This window comes from Achromobacter sp. ACM01 (genome assembly GCF_014851745.1).
GTDB classification, from domain to species: Bacteria; Pseudomonadota; Gammaproteobacteria; order Burkholderiales; family Burkholderiaceae_B; genus Achromobacter; species Achromobacter aegrifaciens.
This window is the reverse complement of sequence record NZ_JACVAF010000001.1, coordinates 799,911-816,717: the sequence shown is the minus strand read 5'-3', so window position 1 is coordinate 816,717 and position 16,807 is coordinate 799,911. Positions and strand designations below refer to the sequence as shown.

Below are 16,807 nucleotides of genomic sequence, written 5' to 3'. Positions count from 1 at the left end.
CGCCCGGCTCAGCGCGGCAAGTAGCCGAGCGCCTGCATCCTGCGCAGATGTTCCAGCACCGACAGCTCGCTGTCGATGCAGTCGCCGAAGCCGGCCTGGCGCAGCTTGATGGTGGATACCAGCGGCGGGAACGGCAAGGGGTGTTGCGCCGACCAGGTCGCGTCCGCGTACTGCCATGACAGCCCGATCAGGTCCGACAGCTCGTTCACATACAAGCCCTCCCGCCGCGCCATCTCGCGCCAGACCTGGGCTTCGGCGGGCATGGCCTGCCGCATACGGGTCTGCACCAACTCCCCTGCAGGCATGCCGAAGAATTCGGCCAGGCGCTCAAACAGATGGCGCCAGGCCATCACATCGCCATTGGCGATATTGAAGACCTCACCCCAGGCTTGCGGCGCATCCCAGGCCCACTCGACCGCGCGAGCGATCAGACGCGCATCCGTGCATTCCGTCAACAGCTCCGGATGTCCGGGATAGGCCAACGGCTGACCCGATTCCCGCAACAGCGCGGCGTAGGCGCCCAGCGTTGCCACCGGGTTCATGGCGCTACCCAGGGCAACGCCAAGCACGATCTGCGGGCGGAATATGGTCCATCCGAACCCTTGCCGCCGCGCCTGTTGTTCCAACATGTCTTGCTGGTCGAAATAGAAATTGGCATGGTCGCGCACGGCGTCCTGCTCGCGCGCGGGGATGCGCATGGCCCGTCCCGTATGCACGCCGTAGGCCTTGGTGCCTTGCATCAGGGTCACATGCGCCAGCGGCGCGCCGTCCAATGCCGCCAACGTATTGGCCAGCATCCGCGTATTGATGGCGACGTTCTCCGGATCCCGCCACCCCTTGAGCAAATCCGGCTGCTCGTTCAAGGCGGCATAGACCAGATGCGTCACATCGCCGTGCTTGGCCAAGGCCTGCCGCGTTGCCTGCGCATCGCGCAGGTCGGCCGCAATCCATATCGCATCCCTGGCAAAGTCGGCCGACCGTCGCGACAAGCCTGCGCATAGCACGTCCGGCCGGCCATGCAGATGCTCCATCACCGCCCGCCCCACCACGCCCAACGCGCCCACCACCAGCACCTTTTTTGTTGTCATTGCGACTCTCCGAACTCGAATGCGCCGTTGTCGATGGCGATCTCGCCGCGCTCCACAACCACGGCGCGAAAGCGCGCCAGTCCCGGCTGCTCCCGCCAGACATCGACCCGCAGCCTCTCGCCCGGATAGACCGGCGCGCGAAAACGCCCGCTCATGGCGCGCACCCGCTCGGGCTCTCCCGGACAGCAAAGGCGCGCCAGGCCCAGACCGGCCACGCCAAAACTGGCCATGCCATGCAGGATCGGCCGCTTGAAGCCCGCCAGCCGCGCGGCCGCGGGATCGATATGCAGCGGGTTCAGGTCTGCCGACAAACGGTAGACCAGGGCGGCCTGCGGCGAAGTAGGGCAATCGACAGCCGCATCGGGTTCGCGCGCCGGCATCGCCGGCGGCGCCGGCCGCGCCGACTCCCGCCCGCCGAAACCCCCATCGCCACGGCAGAACACAGTCTGCTGCAGGGTGGCCAGCAAGGCGCCGTCCGCGGCATCGAACAGTTCACGCTCGACGTACAGCAAGGCGCCCTTGCCGGCGCCCTTGTCCGCCAGGTCGACGATGCGAGTCACGCCTCTTACCCGCCCCTTGGGGGCAAGGGGCCGGTGCAGGCGCATGGACTGTTCGCCATGCACCGTGCGGCGCCAATCCAGCCCCAGCGGCAGATCGCGCAGCCAGAAGCCCGGGTCCGCCAACACGTTGACCAGGGTCGGGTGAACCTTCAGCCGGGTTTCATCGACGTAGGACAGCTCCTCCTCGTCGACGGGATTCATGCCCGCGCCGAGCGCGAGGGCGTAGAGCGCGCAGTCGCGCCAGTCGTATTCCTGGATGCGCTCAGGGATGCGCGCAGCCAACAGGGTTGCCGGATCGATGGGCATGCGAACCTCACAAAACGTCGGCGGTGCCGAGTATGGCCGTGGCCTGGCTGGACAGCACGCCGCCATTGGCATGGGCGAGCGACACCTGCACGTCGGGCACCTGCCGCTCGCCCGCCTCGCCGCGCAACTGCTGCACCGACTCCAGCAAGGTGTACAGGCCGTACATGCCAGGATGGTTGCAGGACAGCCCGCCGCCGTTGGTATTGACCGGCAGGGAGCCTCCAGGCGCGATGGCGCCGCTGGCGACGAAGGCGCCCCCTTCCCCCTTGGCGCAGAAGCCCAGGTCCTCCAGGAACAGGATCGTGTTGATGGTGAACGCGTCATAGACCATGAGATGGCCGATGTCGCGCGGCGACAGCCCGGCCATGGCGTAGGCGCGTTGCCCTGACTCGACCGCGCAGGTGGTAGCCAGATCCGGCATGCAGGATATCTGCCTGTGGCTCGTCGCCACGCCGGTGCCCAGCACATAGACCGGCGGCCTGCGCAGGTCGCGCGCGCGATCCGCGCTGACCAGCACCACGGCGGCGCCGCCGTCGGTCACCAGGCAGCAATCCGCCTTGCTGAGCGGGTCGCTGACCATGCGCGAGGCCAGCACATCCGCGCGCGTCAACTCGCCGCGCACATAGGCATCCGGATTGCGCTGCGCCCACAGGCGCGCCGCCACCGCCACGTCCGCCAGCTGCTCGCGCGTGGTCCCATACCGATGCATGTGCCGCGCCGCGGCCAACGCATAGCTCGAGATCGGATAACGCGGCGCGAACGGCGTCTCGTAGGGCTGCGGGTCAGGCATGGATGCCAGCTTGCCGCCTGCGGTCAACTGGTTCGACCCGTAGCAGATCAGCGCGACATCGCAAAGCCCGGTTTCCAGCGCAGCCATCGCCGATTGCAGATGGAACAGGAACGACGCACCGCCGACCATCGTGCCATCGGCCTGGCGCGGCTGTATGCCCAGCCGTTCCGCCACGTTCAGCACCGGCAGGCCGGATGTGGACATGGCGCAGTACAGACCATCTACATCCTTCATCCCCAGGCCGCAATCTTCCAGCGCAAGGATCGCCGCCTCCTGCAGCTGATCGAAGGGAGAACGGCCGGGCGCATTCCAGCGCCGCGTATTGCCTATGCCGGCAATGGCGCAACGGCCTCGCAAGCGGGCGCTCATGAGCGTTCTCCCGGGGCGTCGAATACGACGTAGGCCCCGTCATCGCCCGCGACGATGCGCGCGCGCACTTTTAAACCGATGGCAGGCGCGTCCACGCCCTCGACGCGGGTCATCATCCGCGCCCCGCCTTCCACTTCGACCAGCGAGACGTTGTAGTCTCCGGCGCGGTCGCGCACCGTCGTGGTTGAATAGACCACGCCCGCGCCCGGCGACTCGCGCCAGGTCAGCCGTGGGCTACCGCAGGCCCGGCAGACCAGCGCCGGAGGAAAGCGCACGCTGGCGCAGTCGTCGCAGTGCTGCAACAGGATACGGCCCTCCCGCAAACCCGCCTGATGGCGGACGTCGGGTCCGGGCCCGTCAAAACGCGCATCGCCAGCCATACCTCACCTCCCCTGCCAGACGGGCGCGCGCTTCTCGGCAAACGCCGCGGAACCTTCGCGGGCATCGGCCGACGTGAAGACATGCTCGGTCAGTTCGGCCTGGCGGCTCCAGATCTCGTCGGCCGGCCAGCCTTGCGACTCGGCGATGACGCGTTTGCTGGCTGCCACGGCCAGGGGCCCGTTGGCGACGATGCGGCGCGCCAGCTCCCGCGCGCCCTGCAGGGCCTCTCCGGGCGCAGTCACCTGGTTGATCAGGCCGTAGCTCAAGGCACGCGTTGCGGGAAACATGTCGCCGGTCAACGCCAGCTCCATCGCCACCCGGCACGGCAACTGCCGCGGCAGGCGGACCAGGCCGCCGGCAGTGGCCGCGAGCCCGCGCTTGACCTCCGGAACGCCGAACTGCGCATTCTCGGCCGCCACCACCAGATCGCAAGCCAGCACCAGCTCGAAGCCGCCCGCCAGCGCATATCCCTCGACCGCCGCGATAAGCGGCTTTTTCGGCAGGCGCATGGTCAGCCCGCCGAATCCTCGCCCTTCTATGCTGGGCCGTTCGCCGCGTAGAAAGCCTTTCAGGTCCATGCCGGCGCAGAACGAACCGCCGGCGCCGGTCAGGATGCCTATGCGCAGGTCCTCGCGGTCATCCAGTTCATCCACGGCTGCGGCGATGGCGCGCGCCACGGCAAGGGTCACCGCATTGCGCGCTTGCGGCCGGTTGATGGTGATCGTCAGGATTCCGTCGCTGCTCTCCAGCAATACCTCGTCGCTTTCCATCTTGTTCTCGGTCATCGTTATCTCCTCTACACGTCAGCGTGGGGCCATGCGCAAGGCGCCATCCAGACGGATGGTTTCGCCGTTGAGCATGGGGTTGGCAATGATGTGATCCGCCAGCAGGGCGTATTCCGCGGGCATGCCCAGGCGCGCCGGGTGCGGCACCGAGGCTGACAAGGTCTTGCGGGCATCGTCAGAAACGCGAGCCAGCATGGGCGTATCGAAAATTCCAGGCGCGATGGTGCAGACGCGTATCGCCTTGCTGGCCAGGTCGCGCGCGGCCACGATGGTCATGCCCACCACGCCGGCCTTGGAAGAGGCATAGCCGATCTGGCCGATCTGGCCTTCGTACGCCGCCACCGAAGCGGTCAGGATGCAGACGCCCCGTTCGCCTTCGTCGTCCACCGGGTTGCGCGCCATATGGGCCGCCGCCACGCGCAGGGTGTTGAAAGTGCCGATCAGATTGATGCGGACGATGTCCGTATAGGTTTCCAGCGAGCCGGGATTTCCTTCTTTGTCGATGAGACGCACCGGCCCGCCGCGGCCCGCGCAATGCACCAGCACCCGCAAGGGGCCGAGCGTGGCCGCCAGTTCGCACGCGGCCTGCACGTCGGCCTCCCGGGTGACATCCGTGGGAGCGAACAGCGCCCCGATATCGCGGGCGGCTGCCTCCCCCGCTGAACCAGGCAGATCCGCGATCACCACCTTCATGCCCTGCGCGACCAGGCGTTGCGCCGTCGCCAGGCCCAGCCCGGATGCGCCGCCTGTCACCAGCGCGCTGTTGCCTTCTGTCTTCATGCCAAAGCCCTCAGTGACGAAAAAGGAAATTTCATAGTACATACCAATGAGTATCTGATCAATAAAAACCAATAAATCGAATTTTTACCTAGGGAAAATGCCTAGAATCAAATTTTCCGTACGCCGTTGACCTATCAAAATACCGAATGGTATGTTTACTCCGACAGCCGATTCAGAGTGCCGGAGACCTACCGGCCCGCGGCCTCCGTCAACCGTTGCACCACGCAGTCCCCATTTATGCAGCACGGCGGCCATGGCCGCCGCAGCGCCGGCGCAGACCGGTGTCACAAAAATCAGGAGACAGGCATGAAGCGGATACAACAGTTGTTGCGCATGGCATCGCCCCTGGCGCTGGCGGCCTCGATGGCCTTGTGCGCACCCGTCGGGGCGGCCCCCGCGCCCATCAAGGTAGGCGTCATCTTCCCGTTGTCGGGCGGCGCGGGTCCGCAAGGCCAGCACGTCACGCAAGCGATTCAGGCCATGGCGGCGGTGATCAATGAAGACGGCGGCGTACTCGGCCGTCCGATCGAGATCGTGTCGCGCGACGACGAATCCACGCCGGCGGTCGGCGTGTCACGCGCCACCGAACTCATCAGCGCCGGCGTGTCGGTCATCATCGAAGGCTGGAACAGCCCGGTGACGTTGGCGATGCAGCCCGTGATCGCCCGCGCCGGCGTGCTGGACATCACCGCAATCTCCAAGGCAGACCCCATTCTTTCCGGCGAAGGCAATCCGCTGGCGATCCGGCTGAACAGCTCGAACGCACAGGACGGCACGGTCATCGCCGAATACATCGCCAAGACCGCCGGCGCCAAGCGCGTCGCCTTTCTTACCGAGAACGACGCCTACGGCAACGGTGCGCAGGAATCCATCGAGAAGGCGCTGAAGGCCCTCGGGCACACCTATGAAAAAGTGGCCGAGGAGAAATTCCCCTTCACCCAAGCCGACTTCCGCGTCGCCATGACCAACGTGCGCGCCGCCAAGCCAGACATCACCGTCGCCATTAACGCCAACGAAGGCCTGGGCATGCCCGCCATCATCCGCCAGGCCCGCCAATCACGCCTGCCGGGCCAACTGGTGAGCGCGGTCGGCACCGTTGCCCCCAGCGTCATCAACGTAGCGGGCGATGCCTCGGACGGCCTGATAGGCGCGGACATCTACTTCCCCGACGTCGAGCCCTTCGCCTCGAACAGCGCCAACAAGCGTTTCGTCGCCAAGACGCAGGAGATGTTCAAGTACACGCCGGACAAGTTCATGGCGCTGGGCGCGACCTCGCTGCAGGTTTGGGCCCAGGCGGTCAACGAGCTCAAGACGCTCGATCGCGAACCTGTGGCCAAGCGCATACGCGGCGGCAGTTTCAAGGGCACGCTCATGGGCGACGTCACGTTCGAGCCCAACGGCCAGCTGCAGTCGCACTATTACCTGTTCACGGTCAAAGACCGAAAGATCGTGGTCAAGCCATGACTGCCGCCTTGCGCGTGGACAGCCTGGCCGTGCGCTACGGCGCGCTGGTCGCCCTGGAAGACGTCAGCTGGGAAGTCAGCGCCGGCGAATTGCTGGGCATCATCGGCCCCAACGGCGCCGGCAAGAGCTCGTGCTACGACGCCGTGTCTGCGCTGGTCCCCCGCGGCGGCAGCGTGCATCTGCGCGGGCGCAACATCAGCGCCGTGCCGGCCCACGGGCTGGCGCGGCTGGGCATCAAACGCGCGTTCCAGCAAAACGCCTTCTTTGACCAGTTGAGCGTGCGCGAGAACATGGTGGCGGCGTTGGGCGGCACGGCCGGCCTCGGCGCCTGCATCCTGCGCCCGCTGACGGCGGGCCGGCAGGCGCAGGCCCTGCGCGACCAGGCCGCCAAGCGCCTGGAGCGCTTCGGCCTGCCGCCCGATTGCCACGATCTGAAGCCGCATGAAATCTCGTACGGCATGCAGCGCATGCTGTCCATCGCGCTGGCCTACGGCTCGGGCGCCGACGTGCTGCTGCTGGACGAACCCGCCGCGGGGCTGGGCGGCGCCGACATGGCAGCCCTGACCTCGCTGTTGCGCTCGCTCAAGGCCGAGGGCGTGGCCGTGGTGGTGATCGAGCATCACATGGACCTCATCATGTCCGTCGCCGACCGCATCTGCGTCCTCAACCTCGGCAAGACTTTGGCCTGCGGCACGCCGGCAGAGATCCAGCGCGACCCGCGCGTGCTCCAGGCCTATCTCGGAGGCGATTCATGATGCCCACGCCACACGTACTCAGCGCGCGGCGTCTCGATGTCGCCTATGCCGGCAATCGCGTGCTCCAGCTTGACCAGCTGGACCTGCGGGCCGGAGAGATCGTCGGGGTGATAGGCGCCAATGGAGCAGGCAAGTCGACGCTGGTCAACGCCCTGCTGGGCTGGTCGCGCGGTCAGCCCGCGGTCAGCGGCGAGGTCCAGCTTTCGGGACGGCCCATCGACGGCCTGCCGACACATGAGCGCGTACGCGCGGGACTGTTGCTGGTGCCGGAGTCTCGCCTGGTCTTTTCACGCATGACGGTGGAAGAGAATCTCGCCCCCGCCATCACGCCCGCCGAGGACTCGTCGCGCCGCTATTACGAGCGCGACGATGTCTACGATCTATTCCCCCGTCTGCGCGAACGCCGCCTGCACCTGGGCGGTCAGCTCTCCGGCGGCGAGCGGCAGATGCTGGGCATCGGCCGCTCGCTCATGATGGGGCCGCGCGCCCTGCTGCTGGATGAACCTTCCATCGGGCTCGCGCCCATGCTGGTGACGCAAGTGCTACAAAGCCTGCGCTCGCTCGCCAGCGCCGGCCTGGCCATCCTGCTGGTGGAACAGAACGTACGCGCCGCCTTGCAGGTGGTCGATCGTCTGCTGCTGCTCGAGCGCGGCCGGCTGGTGCTGCAAGGCCCCGCAGCAGAGGTCGGCGCGGATCCACGCATCGCGCAAGCCTATCTGGGAGCACATACGACATGAGCCTGCTGCAACAGTTGATAAATGGCCTGGTGCTGGGCCATGCCTACGCGCTGATCGCCATCGGCTGGACCTTGTTGCTGGGCGTTGCCCGGCTGGTCAACTTCGGCCACGGCCAGATGTACATGCTGGGCGCCTTCGTCACCTGGTGGGCGACCACCACCGCCGGCCTGCCCTATCTGCTGGCCTTGCCGCTGGCCATGGCGGCCGGCGCGCTGATCGGCATCATCATGCAGCGCATCATGCTGCGCGCCACGTTCGAACAGAACCTGGTGTCGATCATGATCATGACGCTCGGCTTCGGCTATATCATGCACGGCGCAGCGTCGTTGGCCTTCGGCTCGACAGGACAAATTCTGGATACCGCCTGGTCGCAACGCGATATCGAGATCGGCGACCTGTGGCTGACCTGGCAGGATGCCGCCATCGTCGCCGCGGCCATCCTGCTGTTCCTGCTGCTCAAACGCGTGCTCGACGGCAGCCGCGCCGGAAGGCTGGTGCGCATGGTGGCCGAGGATCCCAAGCTGGCCCAACTGGCGGGTATCAATGTGCGGCAGGTCTACTACGGCGTGTTCGCCTTCGAAGGCGCGGCGGTCGCCCTGGCCGCCGGGCTGGTGGCCCCGCGCACGCCGATCCTGACCTCCATGGGTTTCGAAGAGGTGATCATCACTTTCGTCGTGGTCGTGCTGGGGGGCATCGGCAGCGTGACCGGCAGTTACGTCGCGGGCGTCGCACTGGGCGTCTTTACCGCGCTGTTCAGCGCCCTGGTGTCGCCCGCATACGCAACCGCCGCGGCCTTCGTCGTACTGATTGGCGTGCTGGTGCTGCGCCCTGGCGGCCTGACCGCCGGCTCGATGAAAGGAGTCCATTGATGGCCACGCTTTCCGCCTCGCGTCTCGCGCTGCTGCCGGGCGCCGTCATCGTATTCTTCCTGCCTTCCTGGCTGGGCGGCAGCCAGGCTCTCTACAGCGCCGCCGTGCTGATCGCCATCATGGCCATCATGGCCTACGGGCTGGATGTCATCGTCTCGGACCTGGGCGAGGTGAGCCTGGGACATACTGTCTTCTTCGCCGCGGGAGCTTATGTGACGGCGTTGCTGGCCACCCGCTCCGGCGCTAGCGCCTGGTTGACGCTGGCCGCGTCGATTGCGGTCGCCCTGGGATTGGCGGCAGTAATCGGATTGGCCACCCTGCGTTTGCGCGAGTTCGTCTTTTCGCTGGTGACGTACGCGGTCGCCGTGGTCGCCATGACCCTGGCAGCCAACTGGGCCTTCCTGGGCGGCTCGGATGGCATCCGCGGCCTGCCCACGCTGGACTTGTCCATCGGCGGCTGGACGCTCAGTGCCGGCAATGACCAGACGCTCTGGCCCTACGCGTTCACGCTGCTGGCGATCACGCTCTACCTGGTGGACCGCTTCCGCCACTCGCGCCTGGGCCAGGCGGCGCTGATGGTGCACCTGAATCCCCGCCTGGCCACCATGAACGGCATCGATCCGCTCAGGGTGCGCCTGCAGGTCTTCCTGTTCTCGGCGCCCATCACGGCCTGCGCGGGCTGGCTGTATGCCTATCAGCGCGCCTACGTCAGCGCCGACATCCTTGAAACCTACTTCCTCATCCTGATGCTGACCGCCGTCGTACTGGTCGGCCGCCGCCAGTTGCTCGGGCCGCTACTGGCCACCGCGTTGATCCTGATCCAGGAAAAGTTTTTCTCGTTCGGAGGCTATGTCGACAAAATCGTGCTCGGCAGCCTGCTGATCCTTGTTCTGGCTTTCTTTCCGCAAGGGCTGATGGGCCTGCTGGCGACACGTCGCAAGCGTCCCAAGGCCATGGCGACCACACTGGAGAACTCGAAGTGACTGTTATCTGGAATCCCACACTGGACGATACCGCCACCCGCTGGCAGGCCCTGGCCCATAAGCTGGGCTCCGAGCGCTTCGCGCCGCTCGCCCCCGAACTGGACCGTGAACAACGCTATCCCTGGGAGACCATCGCCGCCCTGGTGGAAAACAAGTTCACCGGCCTGTTCCTACCCACGCAATGGGGCGGCCAGGGCGCCAACCTGGTCGCCACCGTGGCGGCGGTCGAAGCCCTGGGCACGCACTGCGCTTCGACCGCCGCCATCATGTGCGCCTATCAGTTGGGCGCGTTCCCCCTGCTGCTGGCCGGCACGGACGAGCAGAAATCCTTCTATCTGCGCGAAATGGCCGAGGGCCGCGCCACCAGCTTTGCGCTTTCCGAGCGCATCGCCGGTTCAGATGCCGCGGCCATCGAGGCCACGGCCGTGCGCGAAGGCGGCGGCTGGCGCCTGCGCGGGGAGAAATACTGGATCGGCAATGGCGGCGCGTCTCGTTACTACGTGGTCTTTGCCAAGACCGACCCGGCGGCAGGAGGACGCGGCATCAGCGCCTTCATGGTCGACAAGGAGCAGCCGGGCGCGGTCATTGACGAACTCTCCGACAAGATGGGCATCCGCGGCACCCAGACCTCGAACCTGAAACTCGACCTGGTCGTGCCTGAAAGCGCCCAGGTCGGTGAACTCAACCGCGCGCTGCGCCTGGCGTTGCAGACGTTGAATGTCGGCCGCATCATGGTCGCCGCCCAGTCCCTGGGCGTGGCGCTGGCGAGCTACCGCGAGGCCGCGGCCCGCGCCGTGGCGCGCCGGACTTTCGGCCAACCCATCGGGGACAACCAGGCCATCGGCTTTCGCCTTGCCGACATGGCCACGGAAATCTCGGCTGCCCGCATGATGCTGTACCAGGCTGCCCAAGCCTATGACCGCCAGGAAGACGTCTCCAACCTGGGCGCCATGACCAAGCTGTTCGCCTCGGAGGTTTCGCACCGGGTAGTGGACAATACCGTTCAGATCTGGGGCGGGCTGGGCTACTGCAAGCCTACGGTGGCCGAGCGGCTGTACCGCGACCAGCGCATACTCGAGATCTATGAGGGCTCTTCCGAAATCCAGCGGCTGGTCTTGTCGCGCGCGGTACGCAAGGAGGCGGAAGAGCTGGCTATTTGACCCGATTCCGAAAAGAGGTAGCAATGGTGAGTGCACAACAGAACCCGGCAGAAGTGGGCGGCGGCGAGTCGCGCGAGGAAATCCTGCAGGCGGCCGCGGAACTCTTCATGGAGTTCGGCTATGCGGCCACTTCCATCGACGCGGTCGCCCAACGCCTGGGCGCCACCAAGGGCCGCATCTATCACCACTACCGGAGCAAGGCCGACCTGTTCTTCGACGTGCAGGTGGCGGCAATGACCCGGCTGACGGACGAGATCGACCCCATCGCCCGCGGCGGCGGCAAGGCGGTCGAACGCCTGTCGGCCATGGCGCTGCGCCATACCCAGATCCTGCTCAAGGAACTGCCGATGCAGAAGGTGGCGGTGCAGGGGCTGGAGCGTCACCTGCTCGAGGCGTCCGCGGCCGCCAAGCGGCTGCGGTCCGTGGTGAAGATGCGCGATGACTACGAGCAGATGTTCGTCGAGGTGATCGATGACGGCATCCGCGAACGTGACTTCGTGGACCTTCCCGCCAGGATGTTGAGCAAACCCTTCTTTGGCGCGCTGAACTGGGCCACCGTGTGGTACAGCCAGCGGCGTCTGCAGAGCGACGCGGCGATAGACGATATCGCGCACACCCTCGCGGCCTATGCGCTGCGGGGGCTACTCAAGGACTCCAACAATGAAGCAGCAAGAGCAACTCCCCTATTCCAGTACCATCTGGGATGAGGTCGAAACCTGGTCGCGCGACCGCATCGAGACCTTCCAGCTCGAAGCCTTGCGCCGGCAGTTGCGGCGCGTCGCGGATACCAGCGAGCACTACCGCAAGGTGTTCGCGGACGCGGGCTTCGTTCCAGAAGACCTCAAGACCCTGGCAGACCTGAGACGCCTGCCTTTCACCCACAAGCGCGACTATCTCGAAGGCCTGCGCGCCGCGCCGCCCTTCGGCACGCTGGCCGCGGTCCAGCCCGGCGAGGCCGTGCGGGTGCACTTTTCCTCCGGCACCACGGCGCAGCCCGCTCCCGTGCTCTGGACCCAGCATGACGTGGACCGCTGGGCCGAGCTGTACGCACGCTATCTCTACGGCCAGGGGCTGCGCCGCGGCGATGTCTTCCAATGCATGTTCAATTACGCCTGGTTCGTCGGCGGCCTGGGCGCCACCCTGGCCGCGCAGCGGGTCGGCGCGCTGGTGATTCCGGGCTCCTCCGGCGACACGCAACGCCAGGTGGAAACCATCTTCCAGTACGGCACGGACTGCGTCATCGGCACCCCGTCCTTCATGGCCCACATGGCCGAGACCGCCCAATCCATGGGACGCGACCTGCGCGAATCCCGCGTGCGCATGGTCTGCGTCGGCGGCGAGCCCGGCGCCAGCGTGGCCGGCACGCGCGAACGCATCGAGCGCCTGTGGGGCGCCAAGATGTTCGACTGCTACGGCGCCCTGGAATGCCAACCCATAGGCTGGGATACCGCCGCGCAGCTCGGCCCCACGCTGGCCGAGGATTTCATCTACGTCGAAATCCTGCACCCCGACACGCATGAGCCGGTGGCCGACGGCGAACGCGGCGTGCTGGTGCTCACCCATCTGGACAAGCAGGCCTGCCCGCTGGTGCGCTGGTGGACTGGAGACATCGTGGTGCGCGACAGCCGCCCGGGCCCCGATGGCCGCACCCATGCCCGCCTGCCTGGCGGCGTGCTCGGCCGCGCCGATGACATGCTGATCGTGCGCGGCGTGAATCTGTTCCCGTCCGCCATCGAAGACGTGGTCCGTGGCTTTGCCGGCGTCAGCAATGAATACGTGATCATCATCGACGACAGCGTCAAGGATCCGAGCACGGGCTTCCTGACCGGCGTGAAGCTGCGCGTCGAACGCGAACCCGGCGCCAGCGCCGACCTCGGCGAAAGGCTGTCGCAACTGCTGCGCGATCGCCTGCAGGTGCGCTTTCACGTGGAAGTGGTGGAAAACGGCACTCTGCCGCGCACCGTCCACAAAGCCAAGCGGGTGATCCATGCCTGAGGCCGACACTCCACGCCCCCTTGCCGGCAAGCGCGTCATCGAGCTGTCGCAGTTCATCGCCGGCCCTACCGCCGCGCAGTACCTGGCGGATTTCGGCGCCGACGTGGTCAAGGTGGAGCCGCCGCGCGGCGATGGCGTGCGTACCTTGCCGGGAAATAGCTTCGGCAGCTTCTACGCTCGCAGCTTCAACACCGGCAAGCGCAGCCAGGTGCTGGACCTGGCCGCGCCGGACGGACGAGAAGCACTGGAGACGCTGCTGGCGCAGGCCGACGCCTTCATCTGCAATCTGGCCCCGGGATCGCTCGCCCGTCTGGACCTGCAAGGCCCGGCGTTATGCGCACGCCATCCCCGCCTGACCGTCGTGCTCATCTCCGGCTATGGACAGCAGGACGACCGCATCTGCATGGACACCATTGCGCAATGCGAATCCGGCTTCGCCCTCTTGAACGGCGACGAGGACGGCTCGCCGCGCCTGACCACGAGCTGGCCCGTGGACATGTTCAGCGGCATGTACGCGGGACTGTCCTGCGCGATGGCGATGCTCGAAGGCCGCGGGCGCTTGATCGATCTCTCCATGATGGAGGTGGCGTCCGCAATGCTGCTGGGGCCGGCGGCGCTGGCGCTAAGCGAAGGCGAAACACTGGATCCGCCCATGGGCAACCGCGACCGCGCGTCGGCGCCTTCCAGCATATATCGCTGCGCAGACGGCCATGTCTACATCCTGGGCGGGCTGGACAGCTATTGGGCGCGCCTGCGCCCGCTGATCGGCGCGGACGATGCACCCATCAAGGAACGCATCCGCCGCGCGGCGCACTTCGACGCCCAGGTGGAAGCCTGGACCCTGCCGCAGACCCGCGAAGCCGTGCTCCGGCAGATGCGGGACATGCAGATCCCGGCCGGCAACGTCCGGGCGCCGGCCGAAGCGCTGACGCTCATCCGCGGCCTGCGGCCTGGGGCCGTATCGCAGGAACTCGCCAACGGCGAACACGTGCCGGCCTTTCCCGCCCTGTTCGACGGTCAACGCATCCCCCGCAGCCCCACGCCGGCCATCGGCGGCGGGCGGCGGCAGGTCTCTTGAATTCCTACTTCCAGGTGAACCTCATGAAATCTGAAACTTGCATGGAATCCACCCAGGTCATGCGGCCCGGCGTTCTGGTCGGCCGCAGCGCACTGGTCACTGGCGCCGGCTCTGGCATCGGTCGTGGCATCGCCCTGCGTTTGCTGGCGCTGGGCATGGACGTGTTCGGGGTGGGACGGCGCGAAGATCCCTTGGCGGAGACCGCCGGAATGGCCGAAAAACTGACCGGCGACTTCAGCTATGCCTGCGCCAACATCCGCGACACCGCCGCCATCGAGGCGCTGATCGCCGAAGTGGGCGAACGCCAGGGCATCGACCTGCTGGTGAATAATGCCGGCGGCCAATTCTTCGCGCCCGCCGCGCAGATCAGCCGCAAAGGTTGGGATGCGGTGATCGACACCAATCTGAACGCCGTGTTCGTCGTAACCAAGGCAGCTTACCCATTCCTCAAGGCTCGCCAGGGCACGGTGGTGAACATCTCGCTCTCGGGCGTGGACCGCGGCTCCATGGGAATTGCCCATTCCATCGCCGCACGCGCCGGCGTGCTGGGCCTGACTCGGACCCTGGCCCTGGAATGGGCTGCTGATGACATCGCGCTCAATTGCATCGGCCCCGGAGCGGTGATCACGCCAGGACTGGCCGGCGAGGCTGCGCAGGCCATGCTGGACCGCCTGGTCGCCGCCACGCCCATGGGCCGGGCCACATCGATCGAAGAAGTCGCGGAGCTGGTTGCCTTCCTGGCCACGCCGGCTGGCCACCTGATGACGGGCCAGCTGCTCCAGATCGATGGCGCTGCGCATCTGGGCAGCGGCCTGCACATGATGGACGCGCACTGACGCCATCCGGCGCTGCCGATGCGCAAATGCATCCGCAGCGCCGCCCTTCAAAACTTCGGCGCGCGCTTCTCGATGAACGCGGTGACCGCCTCGCGGTGCTCAGCAGTCTTGTGGGCCAGCGCCTGATAACTGGCCGACAGCTCCAGCAAGGACGCCAGGCTGCTGTGCTGGCCTTCGCGCAGCAGGCGCTTGGTCATGCGCATGACGCCGCCGGGATTGGCGGCGATCTTTGCGGCCAGGGTCCTGGCGGTCGGCAGCAGGTCCGCCGCCGGCACCACCCGGCTGACCAGGCCCCACGCCAGCGCGTCCTGCGCGCTGATGGCCTCGCCCGTGTAGGCCATTTCGCTGGCGCGGGCCATGCCCACGGCGCGCGGCAGCAGCCAGGCGCCGCCGTCGCCCGGCACGATGCCCACACGCACGAAGCTCTCGGCGAACGTGGCCGTGTCGGCCGCGATGCGGATGTCGCACATGCAGGCGATGTCCAGTCCCGCCCCGATGGCCGGACCGTTGACGGCGCAGATGACGGGCACGTCCAGGCCATGCAGCGCAAGTGGAATGCGCTGGATGCCCTGCCGGTACTCCTCGCAGATGCGCTCGGGAGTCAGCGCATCGTCGAAAAAGCGGCGCATGTCCTTGACGTTGCCGCCCGAGCTGAAAATGGGCCCGGCGGCGGTCAGGATCAGCACCTTCACGCTGGCGTCCTGGCGGATGTCCGCGCATAGCTGCACGATCTCTTCGACGGCGGTGTTGCCGGTCAGCGCATTGCGTGTCTCCGGCTGGTTCATGGTGGCGACGACGATGCCGCCCTCGCGCTCTATCTGCAGAAATGCCATGCAAGTTTCTCCTGAGAGCCCGGCTTAGGCCGGGACGTCGGTAATCTTACGCACCAGGTCCAGCGTCGGCCCTGCATGCGCGAGCAGCGCCTCGCCCGCCACGTCATGCCAGTAGGCTTCGCTGCCCGCGGTCTGACGCCAGGCATGCAGGCGGCGCGTGTAGAGTTGCAAATCGTATTCTTCCGTAAAGCCGATCGCGCCATGCACGGCGTGCGCCAGCTCGGACACCACCAGCGCCGCCTCGCTGCAGCGCGCCTTGGCGACCGCCACCCGCAGCCGGTCCGGCGCCACGCCGTCGGCATGGCAGCCAAGCTGCGCCGCCATGCGGGCGGCGCAGACATGCTCGCTCATGACGGCCAGCTGATGCTGGATGGCCTGGAACTTGCCGATGGGCCGGCCGAACTGCTGGCGCTCATTGGCGTATTGCAGGGTGCGCTCCAGCACGCTGCCCAGCGCGCCCGCCATCTGCGGCGCGACCACGCAGGCCTGCATGGTGCGGACGTCGGTAGCCGCGTCCATCGGCGCCAACGGCGCAGCCGCGACCTGGGCCGGGGTCCAGCTCAGGGCGGCGTCCAATGCCAGCGCCTGCGGCTCCCTATGCGCCTGCGCGGCGTCCAGCAGGCGCCAGGCATCGCCCGTCTGCACAAGCACGCTGTCAGCCACCGCGCCGCCGCGCACCAGCGCGCAATGCCAGGCGCCATCCGCCTGTTGCACGCCGCGTGCCAATGCAATGCTGCCAGCAGGCCGCTGCGCCGCCGGCAGCAGCGCGCGCGCGATCATGGTCTCGCCCAGCAACAAGGGCAGCGCATGAGCGCCGCATTGCTCCAGCACGCCGAACACCTGCTCCAGGCTCAGCCCGGAACCGCCCTCTTCCTCGCCGACCAGCGCGTCGGCCAGCCCAGTGTCCTCCAGCTGTTGCCAGAGCCTGCCGGCGGCGTCGCCGCCCGCTTCGATATCGCGCACCGCCTGCGGCGTGCAATGGTCCGCCAGCACCTGGCGCGCGGCATCGGCGTAAAGATCGTTATCGCTCATGTCATG

General features: G+C 67.0%; 18 protein-coding genes. 10 read left to right on the top strand and 8 right to left on the bottom strand.

From position 1 onward, the window contains the following. Positions 1-8: 8 nt before the first annotated feature. From IB268_RS03840 to IB268_RS03815, 6 genes are read right to left on the bottom strand one after another with little or no spacing between them, the layout of a single operon-like run. On the bottom strand, positions 9-1,088 hold the full coding sequence (locus IB268_RS03840) for an NAD-dependent epimerase/dehydratase family protein (RefSeq protein ID WP_192353833.1): 1,080 nt from the start codon (positions 1,086-1,088) through the stop codon (positions 9-11). Beyond that, positions 1,085-1,954: a MaoC/PaaZ C-terminal domain-containing protein gene (locus tag IB268_RS03835; protein ID WP_192353832.1), complete on the bottom strand. Its 870-nt coding sequence runs from the start codon at positions 1,952-1,954 to the stop codon at positions 1,085-1,087. The genes IB268_RS03840 and IB268_RS03835 overlap by 4 nt, the downstream gene beginning before the upstream one ends. Positions 1,955-1,961: 7 nt before the next feature. Next, complete coding sequence (locus IB268_RS03830; RefSeq protein WP_054452158.1) at positions 1,962-3,113, bottom strand: thiolase; 1,152 nt, start codon at positions 3,111-3,113, stop codon at positions 1,962-1,964. After that, positions 3,110-3,493, bottom strand: coding sequence for a Zn-ribbon domain-containing OB-fold protein (locus IB268_RS03825; RefSeq protein ID WP_192353831.1), 384 nt, complete (start codon positions 3,491-3,493; stop codon positions 3,110-3,112). Before IB268_RS03825 ends, IB268_RS03830 begins: the two co-directional genes overlap by 4 nt. 3 nt (positions 3,494-3,496) lie before the next feature. Further along, on the bottom strand, positions 3,497-4,279 hold the full coding sequence (locus IB268_RS03820) for a crotonase/enoyl-CoA hydratase family protein (RefSeq protein WP_192353830.1): 783 nt from the start codon (positions 4,277-4,279) through the stop codon (positions 3,497-3,499). An 18-nt stretch (positions 4,280-4,297) separates the two neighbouring features. Beyond that, complete coding sequence (locus IB268_RS03815) at positions 4,298-5,059, bottom strand: SDR family NAD(P)-dependent oxidoreductase (protein WP_192353829.1); 762 nt, start codon at positions 5,057-5,059, stop codon at positions 4,298-4,300. 306 nt (positions 5,060-5,365) lie between these two features. On the opposite strand from IB268_RS03815, the gene IB268_RS03810 reads away from it, so the two are divergent. Genes IB268_RS03810 through IB268_RS03765 form a run of 10 tightly spaced genes read left to right on the top strand, consistent with a single transcriptional unit; the run spans position 5,366 to position 14,936 of the window. Continuing rightward, on the top strand, positions 5,366-6,523 hold the full coding sequence (locus IB268_RS03810; protein ID WP_054452161.1) for an ABC transporter substrate-binding protein: 1,158 nt from the start codon (positions 5,366-5,368) through the stop codon (positions 6,521-6,523). Further along, the gene (locus tag IB268_RS03805) at positions 6,520-7,278 is read left to right on the top strand and encodes an ABC transporter ATP-binding protein (RefSeq protein ID WP_192353828.1); all 759 of its coding nucleotides are present in this window, start codon (positions 6,520-6,522) and stop codon (positions 7,276-7,278) included. Before IB268_RS03810 ends, IB268_RS03805 begins: the two co-directional genes overlap by 4 nt. Continuing rightward, complete coding sequence (locus IB268_RS03800) at positions 7,275-8,015, top strand: ABC transporter ATP-binding protein (protein ID WP_192353827.1); 741 nt, start codon at positions 7,275-7,277, stop codon at positions 8,013-8,015. Before IB268_RS03805 ends, IB268_RS03800 begins: the two co-directional genes overlap by 4 nt. Beyond that, complete coding sequence (locus IB268_RS03795; RefSeq protein ID WP_192353826.1) at positions 8,012-8,884, top strand: branched-chain amino acid ABC transporter permease; 873 nt, start codon at positions 8,012-8,014, stop codon at positions 8,882-8,884. The genes IB268_RS03800 and IB268_RS03795 overlap by 4 nt, the downstream gene beginning before the upstream one ends. Then, entirely contained in the window at positions 8,884-9,867 is a 984-nt protein-coding gene (locus IB268_RS03790) for a branched-chain amino acid ABC transporter permease (protein WP_054452165.1), read from the top strand. Before IB268_RS03795 ends, IB268_RS03790 begins: the two co-directional genes overlap by 1 nt. Beyond that, complete coding sequence (locus IB268_RS03785; protein ID WP_054452166.1) at positions 9,864-11,027, top strand: acyl-CoA dehydrogenase family protein; 1,164 nt, start codon at positions 9,864-9,866, stop codon at positions 11,025-11,027. Before IB268_RS03790 ends, IB268_RS03785 begins: the two co-directional genes overlap by 4 nt. A gap of 23 nt (positions 11,028-11,050) precedes the next feature. Next, entirely contained in the window at positions 11,051-11,734 is a 684-nt protein-coding gene (locus IB268_RS03780; RefSeq protein ID WP_054452167.1) for a TetR/AcrR family transcriptional regulator, read from the top strand. Then, positions 11,688-13,022 carry a phenylacetate--CoA ligase family protein gene (locus tag IB268_RS03775; RefSeq protein ID WP_054452168.1) on the top strand — a complete coding sequence of 445 codons (1,335 nt, stop codon included), beginning with the start codon at positions 11,688-11,690 and terminating at the stop codon, positions 13,020-13,022. Before IB268_RS03780 ends, IB268_RS03775 begins: the two co-directional genes overlap by 47 nt. Next, positions 13,015-14,100, top strand: a complete 1,086-nt coding sequence (locus tag IB268_RS03770; RefSeq protein ID WP_119450433.1) for a CoA transferase — start codon at positions 13,015-13,017, stop codon at positions 14,098-14,100. Before IB268_RS03775 ends, IB268_RS03770 begins: the two co-directional genes overlap by 8 nt. Before the next feature lie 23 nt (positions 14,101-14,123). Next, entirely contained in the window at positions 14,124-14,936 is an 813-nt protein-coding gene (locus IB268_RS03765; RefSeq protein WP_082400839.1) for an SDR family NAD(P)-dependent oxidoreductase, read from the top strand. A gap of 47 nt (positions 14,937-14,983) precedes the next feature. Here IB268_RS03765 and IB268_RS03760 read toward each other — a convergent pair whose 3' ends face one another. Together IB268_RS03760 and IB268_RS03755 are read right to left on the bottom strand one after the other, a co-directional pair. Further along, positions 14,984-15,769: a crotonase/enoyl-CoA hydratase family protein gene (locus tag IB268_RS03760; protein WP_192353825.1), complete on the bottom strand. Its 786-nt coding sequence runs from the start codon at positions 15,767-15,769 to the stop codon at positions 14,984-14,986. 24 nt (positions 15,770-15,793) lie between these two features. Beyond that, the gene (locus IB268_RS03755; RefSeq protein WP_175180513.1) at positions 15,794-16,801 is read right to left on the bottom strand and encodes an acyl-CoA dehydrogenase family protein; all 1,008 of its coding nucleotides are present in this window, start codon (positions 16,799-16,801) and stop codon (positions 15,794-15,796) included. Between the last annotated feature and the right edge of the window lie 6 nt (positions 16,802-16,807).